Below are 12,671 nucleotides of genomic sequence, written 5' to 3'. Positions count from 1 at the left end.
ACCCGATAAGCCTACCTAACTTATCAGAGTCATGGCCGAATGAATGAAACCGCTATATTTTAAAATCCTGAACCTGATCGTCGTCCCTTTTATCCCTACACTGGCTCTGGCGCAGCAGCCTGATTCTGCCGCCACAGAGCAACTCATTGATAGCGCCGATCGCCCCCTTTTCACCACCCCTAACGCCTTACCCGCAGCCCAGCATAACGATGCGCCCAAGGCAAAACCCCAGCCTGAGCATCGCCTGTTGCCGATTTGGGGGGATGAAGCACGCGCCCGTGGTTATGATCTGCCGGAACCCTTCGGGATCGGCATCAACTACATGAACATGCGGCAAAATATCGATGTCGACAGTATCCAATTTTCCGGCCTCAGCCTGGGCAAAACTCCCTTGCCATCCAATTTGTTCAACATCGACGTGGGCAAAACTCGCGAGAAAAGCAAAACGGAAACCATGCGTCTGGACACCTGGGTACTGCCATTCCTCAATGTTTACGGCATCATCGGCCATACCAAAGGCAGCTCGCTGTCCCAGGTCTCCGTAGACGCCGATCCCAGTCAACAAAAAGGGATGGATAAAGTCATCGCCAGAATCGTACACGGCATGAACAAAAGCGGGCAACTGCGCGATCTGGATTTTAAGCTCGATTTTAAAGGTACTACTTACGGCGCCGGTTTCACGCTGGTTGGGGGATATGAGAACTGGTTCACCTCGGTCGATACCAACTACACCCGCACCAATTTCGATATCCTTGATGGCCAGATTTCCGCACTGACGGTGTCGCCTCGGGTAGGTTACCGCTTCCTGCTGCCCGGTATCAGTGGCCAAACCCATCTCAACCTGTGGGTCGGCACCATGTATCAGGACGTCCAGCAGAGGTTCAAAGGCAGCCTGAGTGATTTAAAAATGCCAACCGAACTTCAGAGCCTGATGATGATGGCCAATCAGCAAGGTGAAGGCCGTTTTGACGTGAAACAGCACCTGCAATCGCCGTGGAACGTACTGATTGGCACGCAATACGAGATCACCAGACACTTTAACCTGTTGACCGAATTTGGCTTTAGCGAACGTAACAGCTTTATGGTCTCCGGTGAATATCGCTTCTGATGGCAATATCGATCCGCAGTTTGCCGCTGGTATTGTTGGTTCTGCTACCCGGAGCTCACGCCACTTTGTTGTCACGCCAGCAAATAGATAAAATGTTGGCCCCTTTGGGGTCTAACAACCAATTCGACAGCAGCAAAGCCATCGATTGGGGAGTCTTGCCCGGCCCGTTCTATACGCCAGAACTCGGTCTTGGCATCGGTACCGCCGTCGTGGGGATATATCGCCCGGACAGCCAGGATAAAGTCAGCCAAAACTCGACGCTGGCGTTAAAGGGCTTTTTCAGCACCACCGGTGCCTTCGGCGTCGGTTTCCAAAACCACAGTTTTTTCGCTGACGACCAATGGCGTTTTTTTGCCGACGGCTCGCTGAATAATATGCCCACCTATTTCTGGGGCACCGGTTACCAGGCTGGGCATAACAACGGCAACAAAGAAAAGTACACGCAGCAGGCATTCCAGATAGCCCCACAGCTGCTGTATCGCATTGCCAATGCCACCTACGCGGGGGTTGGCTGGGATTTTTCCTCGACGCACGCCAGCAAAACTGATGAGGATAACAGCAGCCTGTTAAGGGCCCAAATAGCCGGCGTTTCATCACTAAGTTCAGGAGTCAGCGGTTCGCTGAGTTACGATACGCGCGACTTCGTTTCTAATGCCAGCCGTGGCCAGTATCTTCGCCTGAGCGACACCTATTTTGCGCCAGAATTGGGCGGCGACAGCCGTTTCAATACTGTAGAAGGCCAGTACAATGCCTACCACAGCTTGAGTGCGAAAAGCGTGCTGGCGTTAGACGCTTACAGCCGCCTGACGACGGGCGAGGTGCCCTGGGACAGGCTGTCCGGCCTGGGTGACGACAAACGCATGCGCGGCTATTATCAAGGCCGCTATCGCGACAGAAATGTGTTCAGCAGCCAGATCGAGTATCGTCGCAAGCTGAACTGGCGCCACGGTTACGTTCTTTGGGCCGGTGCGGGAACGCTAAGTAGCAAGGCCGGCGATTTGGGCCAGGGGCCCTGGTTACCCACGCTGGGAGCGGGTTACCGTTTTGAATTCAAACCGAAAATGAACGTGCGGCTCGATTTTGGCATCGGACGTGGCAGCAGTGGATTTTACTTTCAGGTTGGGGAAGCTTTTTAATGCGCTCTGTTGTACTGCTGATTTTGTTGTCGTTTACTTCCGCGCTATCTGCCAAACCCGTGGAAACGTTGGTGACCTCGCAACCCATCAACGAAAGCCGTATCGCCTGGCCGGTGGCTGCGCCGCTGTCCCCGCCGGATGGTTTGCGCCCCTGCTGTGCCTTTGGCTACAACCTCAAAGCGCAAGTTTGGGGTATCCCAGTCCCCTTTTATCAGTTGGGTAACCTGGTGGATGCCGACCGGCTTGGCCGTCACCACTATAACGACAGCGCTTTCAATGCCGTTAGCAACTTGATGGGACTTGGCAGCGAGCAATTGGGGGTGATGTACACCCGCCGCGGGGGATTTATCGATATCGCTCACGTACGCGACACCGCCGACAATACCCTTTTCCTGTTCAGCCAACTGCTACCCCGATTGGGCCAGCAATGGAATATCGATCTTAGCCCCGAGTTGGCAATACGCCGTATCCAGCTGAACGCCTTTACCCCACCTCAGGATGCTGCGCAGCGCTATACGCTCGCGGCGTATTTGGCAGGAGAACTCGCCTTTCAAATGGCGGCGTGGCATGAAGTGGCACAGTGGTATGGCTACCAGTCGGTACCGGGGTTTTCTGAGGAGGTTTCGGCTTTTTCACCGGAAGATTTGTATTCCAACCTGCTGGGATCACGGCTGGCGATCGATGCTATCTTGCAGGGGCAGGCGGTTTCCCTAACGGCCTACAACCAGGCCATGGAGAATTTGCTCCCCCAGGCCCTGCACCAGCTTGGCGCCGTCTCCATCAGGGCAACTCAGCGGCAGTTTGACGGGATTGACGGCGACTGGTGGGACAGCCAGCGCCGGGTACCGGAGAAGTTTCTGGTCTTAAAACGGGATTACACGACCGGCAGCAATCGCCTGCCGGCTCTGCCGCCGTTCGAAAACACCGCCCCACAACGCCTGATGTTACCGCTGCAGGTTCAGGGGTTCTGGCTGGCAAAGCTGGGTGAACTGCAACTCTGGCCGACGGATGCGATGCATTCTCTGCCGGTGCCGCCCCACTATTACCGCCCGCAGGATTTCAGGGGGCTGGCAATGCACGCTCGCGCATCGGACGCACAGCAAATACTGCAAAAACGCTAGGCAAAATCGGCGATTAGCGCTCAACACCTTTACGCAATAAATAGCGGTAAGGCGTTTTTTCAGTTTCCTGCGCCACCAGCGTGTGCTCCATAAAACGGCAAAAACCCGGAATATCGCGGGTGGTGGCCGGATCGTCAGCAATAATCAGCAGGGTTTCACCGTTATCCATATGGCGCACGGTTTTACGCACCATCATTACCGGTTCCGGACAGCGCAGCCCCAGCGCATCAAGCGTCTGGTCGGCCTGGGCAAACAAGTCAGTCATGCAATTTTTCTCGGTCAAAAGCGATCGGCGTACGCTCGCCGCATCTCATTAGCGCCTAGTTTACGCCGGTAGTTTTTCTGTGCAAGATGCGTTAACGTTTGCGTTAAATTTAACCATTGCATTGGTTGCGCAAACGCGTATCATGCGGCCGCGCAGCTTATTTCGCTGCACAGACAAGACATTCTGGGTTCCCTCACCCCACTGCTAAAAAGGCTACAACATGTATTCGTTTACCGCTCGACAGCGCCTTACCGCGTTGGTCTGGCTATCGCTGTTCCATATTGTCATCATTACCTCCAGTAACTACCTGGTGCAGTTGCCGATGTCCATTTTCGGTTTCCATACCACCTGGGGTGCGTTTACCTTCCCATTTATCTTTCTGGCAACCGACCTGACGGTGCGTATTTTTGGCGCCCCGCTGGCGAGACGCATCATTCTTTCGGTGATGGTGCCGGCCCTGTTTATCTCGTACGTCATCTCCACCGTCACCTATCAGGGGGAATGGCAGGGGTTTGCCGCACTGGGTAGCTTTAACCTGTTTGTCGCACGTATCGCCGTCGCCAGCTTTATGGCTTACGTGCTCGGTCAGATCCTCGACGTACACGTTTTCAACCGGTTACGCCAGCGCAGCGCCTGGTGGGTGGCCCCTGCCGCGGCCATGTTCCTCGGCAATATCAGCGACACGCTGTCGTTCTTCTTTATTGCATTCTACAAGAGCAGCGACGCCTTTATGGCCAACAACTGGGTCGAGATTGCACTGGTCGATTACAGCTTCAAAGTGCTGATCTGCATGCTGTTCTTCCTGCCAATGTATGGCGTGCTGCTGAATATGCTGCTCAAACGCATTGCCGCTCGCCAGGGCGACAGCAGCCTGCAACCGAGCTGACCCGTGTTATCATTGGCGGCCTACCCATCCGGAGGCCGCCATGACCGTCACCACCCGCCACGCCACCCTCGAAGAAATTCATCGTCTGTATCAGCAAATCCCCGAATTCGGCAATCTGCACAACCTCAACGATCTGCAACAGCGCATCGGCTCACTCCCGATGGCCGCACTGATCGCCGAAGTCGACGGCCAGGCTGCCGGTTTCAAGCTCGGTTATCAGCAACAAGACAGGGTGTTTTACAGCTGGTTGGGTGCCGTATTGCCGGCTTATCGCCGTCATGGTGTGGCAATGGCGCTATTGGCCGAGCAGGAAAACTGGGCACGGGCGCAGGGTTATCATCAGTTGAGGGTGAAAACCCGTAATCAGTTCCGTGCGATGCTGATGATGCTTATCAACAATCACTATCAGATTGTTCAACTGGAAAAGAAAGGCGAAGTGGCTGATTATCGGCTATTACTTGAGAAAACCTTGTGACAACATCTGCCTTGCATTTCACCCTGGAATAGGTTGCGATACGGCAGTGAAACCCTACCTGAAAGGAAGAAGGAAGCCCAATGCGTAAAGTAGCAAAATTGATGGGTATCAGCCTGTTAGTGCTTGGCCTCGCGGCCTGCGACGGCGAAACCAAAGACACCAAAGCGCCGGCGGGCGATGCCGCAGCCAGCGCACCGGCCGGGCAACAGGTAAGCTTGCTGGAGGGTAAGCTGGCGTTCACCCTGCCGGTCGGTATGGCGGACCAAAGCGGCAAGCTGGGTAATCAGGCGAACAACATGCACGTTTACGCCGACAGTACCGGCCAACGCGCAGTGATCGTGATCCTCGGCGACAAAACCGCCGACAGTCTGGAAACCCTGAGCAAGCGTCTGGAAGATACCCAGCGCGCGCGTGATGCGAACCTGCAGGTGGTCACCAACAAAGCCATCGACGTAAACGGCGTGCCGCTGCGTCAGTTGGACAGCATCATTACCAGCGGCGGCGAGAAGGCCTACTCCTCCATCCTGATTGGCACGCTGGATAACAACATGCTGACCATTCAGGTGACGCTGCCAGCGGATAACCAGCAGCAGGCGCAAAGTGAAGCCGAAGGCATCATCAAAACGCTGAAACTGAACAAGTAAACTTTTACTGACTCAGCCTATAGGGCGCAGTTCACACTGCTGCGCCCTACGCCAGGGCCTGTGCCAACAGGGTAATCGGGTGTTCGCAGCGCTTGCTGGTCGACATCTCGATTTGCCATTTACAGGTTTCGCAGTCCGTCACCACCAAATCGACCCCACTCTCCTCAATCTGGCTAAACAGCGATGCGCCAATCCCTTGCGAAGTCGCATAGTTCTCGGATTTAAATCCGTAGGTGCCGGCAATGCCGCAACACTGCGAATCCAATACCACCAGCTCCAGCCCCGGTATCTGCCGCAATAATTCCAGCGTATAGGCCGTCCAGCCCATTTTCTCCATGTGACACGGCGTATGGTAGGCCACCCGCAACGGCGTGCGCTTTAGCGGCAGGCTGCGCCCCTGATTGAGCAGGCGGTACAGATAGCGCGTCGCCAGCTCCACCCGTTCACGCACCGCCGAGGTATCCACCTCCAGCAAATGCGGGTATTCGTCACGCAGCGTAAAAGTACAGCTCGATGATGTGGCCACAACAGGGATGCCGCGCTCCAACACCGCCTCATGCAGCGATTCGGCATTCACCTTGGCCTGTTTCTTGGCCTGGGCGATAAAGCCGTTGGCAATCAGCGGCACACCGCAGCATTTTTCGCGCTTAAGCAGCTGCACGCCGATATCCATCGCATTGAAGACTTTGATCAGATCCTTACCCAGCTGCGGGTGGTTGTAATTGACGAAGCAGCCGTGGAAAAAAGCCACCTGCTCGGCGTAACGCTGTTGGGCCTGCGCTTGCTGGCGGTACCAGCGGCGGAAGGTGCCGAACGAGTATTTGGGCAGTTCGCGACGGTGATCAATTTTCAACGCCTTGTCCAGCAGAACGCGCACCGGCTTTAACCCGGTGGCAGCGTTGACGATCGGCGCAAACGGCGTCGACAGTGAGCCCATGATATCGGTATGACTGAGGATGGCATCGCGCAGCGTCGGCTTGCTCTGGGCAAAGTCGGCACGCGCCCGCTGAATGATATCGCCAATTTTGACGTCGGATGGGCAGGCCACCTCACAGCGTTTGCAGTTGGTGCAATACTTCAGCGCTTCGTCGTACAGCGCCGGATCTTTTAACCGTAGGCGTTCGCCGTCCGGCCCAGCCTGCTTAGGCCCGGGATAAAGCGGATTGACCTTGGCCACCGGGCAATAGGTGGTGCAGACGGTGCACTTGATGCAGCTCTCAAAACTGTTGTCTTTGTGCAGGCTCATGGTTGCTCCTCCTGTGCCGCAATCTGTTGCGCGACATGCAATGCTCCCACCAACGAAACACCTGCACCGCAGCCCTGCTGCAGCGGATCGTAGCCGCCGGTCACCGCCCCTATGGCATACAGGTTACTCAAAGGCTCTCCCTGCCTTAGGGCACGCAGTTGGTTATCGGTGCGTACCCCAAACTGCAAATAGGGTTGCGGAGCAAACAGCTCGCGACAACTCCAGCCTGCACGCTCCGCCTTACTGTCGACATCCAGTCCAAATACCGGTTCACGTATGCCGTCGAAGTCCGCCACCAGCCCATTACTGAAAAAACTGCCGCTGGCCAGCACCACCTGCTGCGCCACCAACGGAATGTCGGTGTGGTTGCGGGTATAAACACCGGTGACTCGCCCGGCTTCAATATCCGCCCGCAGCACGCTGTCCCCCGGCATAAAAACGCCGCCCAATTGCTGTAATCGCGAGCGCAGCGCCTGGTGCAACCGCATCCCCAGTACCGAAGGCGGCAGCGTCGGCAGCAGGCGAATCGGTTTGCCGACCGCCGCCTGCAGCGCCGCCAATGGCGCGTCATCCTCCAGCCCCAGACAGGCCGGCAAGAATATCGCCTCGGCGTCCGCAGCCAACCGCCGAAGCTCGTCCGCCATTGGCGTCAGGTTTTCCGGCAGATCCAGTACCCTGGCGATATTTACCGCTCGGAACTCACTGGGGTTATTGCGCAGCCGGTCCAGCGCCGGCAAGTGCATATCTGCCACCTCAGCCCGAACGCCCAGGGCCTGCGTCAGGGAACTGGCGGCCAACTGTGGCTGAAAATCCAAAAAGCCTTCAATGCCGATCACCGCAATGTGCCGCCACGGCAGTTCACCGCCTAACGGCGTAACGGGGATAGCCTGCGGGCTGAGCCAGGTCGCCCGGCGCGTGCCCAGCGGCGTGATGCGCAGATGATTGCGTTCGCTGTCACCCTGCAGAGCAAGCCCACAGCGCTGCAATAGTGAAGCGGCTTCACCCGACAGCGCCGCCACCCGCTCGGCACCGATCAACGCATAGGGATGCCGGGGTGCCTGTGTTGCCAGTGCGGACAGCGCCGCCAATGGCTCTGTCACCGGGGTGCCGTCGGGCAGTTGCGCCAGCAGATCAAGCGAGCCGGATGAAAAATAGAGTGCACTCTGGCCAGAACTGACCACCGCACAGCGCTTGTCCTGTTCCGCCAGGTGGATGGCGCAGGTCATACCCGCCAGGCCACCGCCAATCACCACTACGTCAAATCGCATCATCGGCCTCCTGTTCCCCCCGGGCATCGAGCCCGCACAATCCCTGGTAAACCCAACTGGTAAATTCACTTTCGCGCAGCGCATCGCCCCACGCGATAGGCCGGACGCCTTTCCAACGCTCGTTGAGGAAATGCGATAGCTGGTCGATCGACTGCTGCGGGGTGGTGACGTTAAAGCGTGTCAGCAGCCCCGCGGCACGGCAGGCGCAAAGCTCCCCCTGGCAGGTGCCCATGCCAACGCGGGTACGGCGACGCAAATCGACCAGGTTATTGACAGTGAGAGAGTTAACCGCATAACGCACCTCGCCGGCGGTCACCGCTTCGCATTCGCACACCAGGCTGTTGTCCAACCGATCCCCCGCCGGTACGCGGTTTGCACGGTCGCCGTGGCGATAAACCGCCGAGCCACGAATACTGGCAGGCAAAGACACCACGCTACGCACCGTTTCTTCCGCCGACTGACGAGAACCCGGCAACGCCTCCTGTGCGGTAGTGCAGGGGCTGTCTACCCGAAGCTTTTCACACACTTTATCGGTCGCCCACTGCGCCATCAGCCGGTAGGTCATCAGCTTGCCGCCGGTGATGGTGATAAAGCCTTCCAGGCCGTCGCGGCTGGCATGATCGAGCAGCACGATGCCACGGCTGACGTTGCGACCGCTAGGGTCGTCGTCACTGGCTACCAAAGGCCGAACGCCGGCATAAGCACGCAGAATTCGGGTTTGCGCCAATTCAGGTGCCAGCAGCGCGCCCTCGCGGATTAAAATGTCCACTTCCTGCGGGGTCACCAGCATGTTGTCGATCTGGTCATAGTCAATGTGGGTGGAGGTGGTACCAATCAGCGAGATGGTGTCGCCAGGCACCAGAATGTCGGCGTCCGCCGGCTTGCGGCAGCGGTTGATCACCATGTTGTTGATGCGATGACCCAGGATCAGCAGAGCGCCCTTGGCCGGGAACATGCGAATTCGCAGATCGGCATATTCTGCAATCTGCTGACCCCAGATACCGGCGGCGTTGACCACCACTTCGGCGTGAATATCATAACGGCGCGACGATTGATGGTCGAAAACCCGCACTCCGGTAACGCGATCGCCCGTGCGTAATAAACCGACCACCTGGTGATAAGTGAGGATCTGCGCGCCATGCTCACGGGCATCGAGCATATTGGCGGCGGTCAAACGGAAAGGATCGACAGTGCCGTCCGGCACGCGCACGGCACCGATGAGCGCCGGATTAGCCGCCGGCTCCAGCCGCAACGCCAACTGCGGATCAATAGCTTCAGCGTTGATACCGGCGCTGTGGCAGGAGACAATAAACTGCTGTTGGTAAGCCAGCGAATCCTGCGGCAGGGTGATAAACAGCCCGTCGGTTCGCTCGATACAGTGATGCGCAATGCGTTTGAGGATACGGTTCTCTTCTATGCATTCGCGCGCCGATTCGCCGTCGGTTACCGCATAACGCGCACCGCTGTGCAGCAGACCGTGGTTGCGCCCGGTCGCGCCGGTGGCGATATCATGACGCTCCAGCAGTATGCAACGCAGTCCGCGGCGTGCGCAGTCACGAGCAATGCCCGCGCCGGTCGCGCCGCCGCCAATGATGATCACATCCGTTTCGTTTTCTGCTGAATGGCTGCTCATGACGCTCCCTCTGGATCCGTGGTTATTGCCCTATTGGGCCACAGTCATTGGGGTCTTTGTTTGATAAGGAACAATAACGAACTTAAAACGAAAGTAAAATGTCCACAAAAAACCACGAATGTGATCACAATCACGATTTTTAGGCGTTTTTCTATTTCATAACGTTAACGAATCGCTCAAAATCCGCCGGTGTTTCATAAAAGTGTAACATTTGCGCCATTCATCACAGCGACACCAGGCGGTTTTGACTAGGATGACGCTCGTTATGGAACAAAAAAACACCACATTCGATATCCGCTCAATCATCAAATGAACGTAAAAGATCATATTGATGTGATAACTAGATAAAGCCATCGGAGGCGCTCATGTTGAGTATTTTTAAGCCGGCAGCACACATTTCACGTGTGCCGGTCGACAAAGTCGACCCGCTGTACCGTAAATTGCGCTGGCAAATATTTATGGGGATTTTCTTCGGTTATGCCGCCTACTACCTGGTGCGCAAGAACTTCACCCTGGCCATGCCTTACCTGATTGACCAGGGCTTCAGCCGCGGTGACCTCGGTTTCGCGCTGTCCGGTATTTCCATCGCCTACGGTTTCTCCAAATTTATCATGGGGTCGGTTTCTGACCGCTCCAACCCTCGCGTGTTCCTGCCCGCAGGCCTGATTTTGGCTGCTGCGGTCATGCTGTTCATGGGCTTCGTTCCATGGGCGACATCGAGCATCGCGGTCATGTTCGTGCTGCTGTTCCTGTGCGGTTGGTTCCAGGGCATGGGCTGGCCGCCTTGTGGCCGTACCATGGTGCACTGGTGGTCGCAGAAAGAGCGTGGCGGTATCGTTTCGGTCTGGAACTGCGCCCATAACGTGGGTGGCGGCCTGCCACCGCTGCTGTTCTTGCTGGGTATGGCCTGGTTCAACGACTGGCACGCGGCGCTGTACATGCCGGCCTTCGGTGCCATTCTGGTAGCCCTGATCGCCTTTGCCCTGATGCGCGACACCCCGCAATCCTGCGGCCTGCCGCCGATTGAAGAATACAAAAACGATTATCCGGACGACTACACCGACAAAGCGGAAGAAGAGCTGACGGCCAAGCAGATCTTCATGCAGTACATCCTGCCGAACAAACTGCTGTGGTACATCGCCGTAGCCAACGTGTTCGTTTATCTGCTGCGTTACGGCATTCTGGACTGGTCACCGACCTACCTGAAAGAAGTGAAACACTTCGCGCTGGACAAGTCTTCCTGGGCTTACTTCCTGTACGAGTATGCCGGTATTCCGGGCACCCTGCTGTGCGGCTGGATGTCGGACAAGGTGTTCAAGGGTAACCGCGGCGCTACCGGCGTGTTCTTCATGACGCTGGTGACCATTGCCACCGTTGTTTACTGGCTGAACCCGGTCGGTAATCCTGGCATCGATATGGCCTGTATGATCACCATCGGCTTCCTGATTTACGGCCCGGTCATGCTGATCGGCCTGCACGCACTGGAACTGGCACCGAAGAAAGCCGCCGGCACCGCCGCAGGCTTCACCGGTCTGTTCGGTTACCTGGGCGGCTCTGTTGCAGCCAGCGCCATCGTCGGCTACACCGTTGACTACTTCGGTTGGGACGGCGGCTTTATGGTGATGATTGGCGGTAGCATCGGCGCGGTAGTGCTGCTGTTGCTGACCATGATGAGCGAGAAAAAACACCACGCGGAAATCGCTGCCAACAAACGCGGTTAAGCGTCATACAACTTTCGCATTATTTAAAGGCCGCCTTGCGGCCTTTTTAATACCCCTGCACCTACAACATGGAGAACAACAATATGCGGACTCAAGTCAAAGCCCTGCTGGCAGGGATTATCCTGGCCACCTCAATGGTCAGCGCCGCACAAGCCGCCGACAAGGTGGTAATCGCCCACCGTGGCGCCAGCGGTTATCTGCCGGAACACACGCTGCCGGCGAAGGCCATGGCCTACGCGCAGGGCGCGGATTTCCTCGAACAAGATCTGGTGATGACCAAGGACAACGAGCTGGTGGTGTTGCATGACCACTACCTCGATCGCGTCACCGACGTAGCAGAGCGTTTCCCGGACCGCGCGCGCAAAGACGGCCGTTATTACGCCATCGACTTTACGCTGCCTGAAATCAAGTCGCTGAAGTTCACCGAAGGTTTTGAGATCGAAAATGGCAAGAAGGTACAGGGTTACCCGGGTCGTTTCCCGATGGGTAAATCCGACTTCCGCGTCCATACCTTCCAGGAAGAGATCGAATTTGTGCAGGGTTTGAATCATTCAACCGGCAAAAACATCGGTATTTACCCGGAAATCAAAGCGCCGTGGTTCCATAAGCAGGAAGGGAAAGACATTTCCAGCAAGGTGCTGGCGGTTCTGAAACAGTACGGCTACACCGGCAAGGGCGATAACGTTTATCTGCAATGCTTCGATGCCAACGAGCTGAAGCGGATTAAAACCGAGCTGGAACCGAAAATGGGCATGGATCTGAAGCTGATCCAATTGATCGCCTATAACAAGTGGCAGGAAACCTACGAGCAGAAAGCCGACGGCAAATGGGTGGAATACGACTATGACTGGATGTTCAAACCGGGCGCGATGAAGCAAATCGCCCAGTATGCCGACGGCATCGGACCGGACTACCACATGTTGGTGGTGGCGGAAAAATCCAAGCCGGGCAAGGTGGTGCTGACCGACATGGTGAAAGAAGCGCATGCCAACAAGTTGGCGGTGCACCCATTCACCATCCGCGCCGATGCGCTGCCAGACTACGTGACCGACGTGAATCAGCTGTATGACGTGATTTACAACCAGGCGGGCGTGGACGGCGTGTTCACCGACTTCCCTGACAAGGGCGTGCAATTCCTGCAAAAGCAGGGCCAGCACAAGTAATACCA

General features: G+C 56.6%; 12 protein-coding genes. 8 read left to right on the top strand and 4 right to left on the bottom strand.

The features are described from left to right. Positions 1-43: 43 nt before the first annotated feature. The 3 genes from AC1RKG_RS18015 to AC1RKG_RS18005 are packed head-to-tail and all read left to right on the top strand — an operon-like array spanning position 44 to position 3,365. Positions 44-1,108, top strand: a complete 1,065-nt coding sequence (locus tag AC1RKG_RS18015) for a hypothetical protein (RefSeq protein ID WP_493183547.1) — start codon at positions 44-46, stop codon at positions 1,106-1,108. Then, a complete protein-coding gene (locus tag AC1RKG_RS18010) occupies positions 1,108-2,244 on the top strand; it encodes a BamA/TamA family outer membrane protein (RefSeq protein ID WP_493183546.1) in 1,137 nt (378 codons plus the stop codon). The genes AC1RKG_RS18015 and AC1RKG_RS18010 overlap by 1 nt, the downstream gene beginning before the upstream one ends. Continuing rightward, the gene (locus AC1RKG_RS18005) at positions 2,244-3,365 is read left to right on the top strand and encodes a DUF4056 domain-containing protein (protein ID WP_493183545.1); all 1,122 of its coding nucleotides are present in this window, start codon (positions 2,244-2,246) and stop codon (positions 3,363-3,365) included. The genes AC1RKG_RS18010 and AC1RKG_RS18005 overlap by 1 nt, the downstream gene beginning before the upstream one ends. Positions 3,366-3,378: 13 nt before the next feature. Here the strand turns inward: AC1RKG_RS18005 and tusA are convergent, their stop codons facing one another. Beyond that, the gene (tusA, locus tag AC1RKG_RS18000; protein ID WP_020824793.1) at positions 3,379-3,630 is read right to left on the bottom strand and encodes a sulfurtransferase TusA; all 252 of its coding nucleotides are present in this window, start codon (positions 3,628-3,630) and stop codon (positions 3,379-3,381) included. A gap of 220 nt (positions 3,631-3,850) precedes the next feature. Between tusA and AC1RKG_RS17995 the strand changes: the two genes are divergently transcribed. The 3 genes from AC1RKG_RS17995 to AC1RKG_RS17985 all read left to right on the top strand — a co-directional run bounded on the left by AC1RKG_RS17995 (position 3,851) and on the right by AC1RKG_RS17985 (position 5,635). Then, a complete protein-coding gene (locus AC1RKG_RS17995; protein ID WP_020824792.1) occupies positions 3,851-4,516 on the top strand; it encodes a 7-cyano-7-deazaguanine/7-aminomethyl-7-deazaguanine transporter in 666 nt (221 codons plus the stop codon). Between the two features lie 40 nt (positions 4,517-4,556). Beyond that, positions 4,557-4,991: a GNAT family N-acetyltransferase gene (locus AC1RKG_RS17990; protein WP_122076526.1), complete on the top strand. Its 435-nt coding sequence runs from the start codon at positions 4,557-4,559 to the stop codon at positions 4,989-4,991. Positions 4,992-5,071: 80 nt separating this feature from the next. After that, complete coding sequence (locus AC1RKG_RS17985; protein WP_048762234.1) at positions 5,072-5,635, top strand: DcrB family lipoprotein; 564 nt, start codon at positions 5,072-5,074, stop codon at positions 5,633-5,635. A 46-nt stretch (positions 5,636-5,681) separates the two neighbouring features. Here the strand turns inward: AC1RKG_RS17985 and glpC are convergent, their stop codons facing one another. The 3 genes from glpC to glpA are packed head-to-tail and all read right to left on the bottom strand — an operon-like array spanning position 5,682 to position 9,782. Continuing rightward, positions 5,682-6,881 (bottom strand): anaerobic glycerol-3-phosphate dehydrogenase subunit GlpC, encoded by a 1,200-nt coding sequence (gene glpC, locus AC1RKG_RS17980; protein WP_493183544.1) that lies wholly within the window; start codon positions 6,879-6,881, stop codon positions 5,682-5,684. Next, the gene (gene glpB / locus AC1RKG_RS17975) at positions 6,878-8,149 is read right to left on the bottom strand and encodes a glycerol-3-phosphate dehydrogenase subunit GlpB (protein WP_493183557.1); all 1,272 of its coding nucleotides are present in this window, start codon (positions 8,147-8,149) and stop codon (positions 6,878-6,880) included. Before glpB ends, glpC begins: the two co-directional genes overlap by 4 nt. Next, entirely contained in the window at positions 8,139-9,782 is a 1,644-nt protein-coding gene (glpA, locus tag AC1RKG_RS17970; protein ID WP_020824787.1) for an anaerobic glycerol-3-phosphate dehydrogenase subunit A, read from the bottom strand. The genes glpB and glpA overlap by 11 nt, the downstream gene beginning before the upstream one ends. Before the next feature lie 365 nt (positions 9,783-10,147). On the opposite strand from glpA, the gene glpT reads away from it, so the two are divergent. Beyond that, positions 10,148-11,503: a glycerol-3-phosphate transporter gene (glpT, locus tag AC1RKG_RS17965; RefSeq protein ID WP_020824786.1), complete on the top strand. Its 1,356-nt coding sequence runs from the start codon at positions 10,148-10,150 to the stop codon at positions 11,501-11,503. An 83-nt stretch (positions 11,504-11,586) separates the two neighbouring features. Then, positions 11,587-12,666 carry a glycerophosphodiester phosphodiesterase gene (gene glpQ / locus AC1RKG_RS17960; RefSeq protein WP_020824785.1) on the top strand — a complete coding sequence of 360 codons (1,080 nt, stop codon included), beginning with the start codon at positions 11,587-11,589 and terminating at the stop codon, positions 12,664-12,666. Positions 12,667-12,671 lie beyond the last annotated feature (5 nt).

This window comes from Serratia sp. GW822-FHT06D09 (assembly GCF_058799515.1).
Note: the sequence above shows the minus strand (reverse complement) of the source record. Positions and strands in the feature narration are given on the sequence as shown.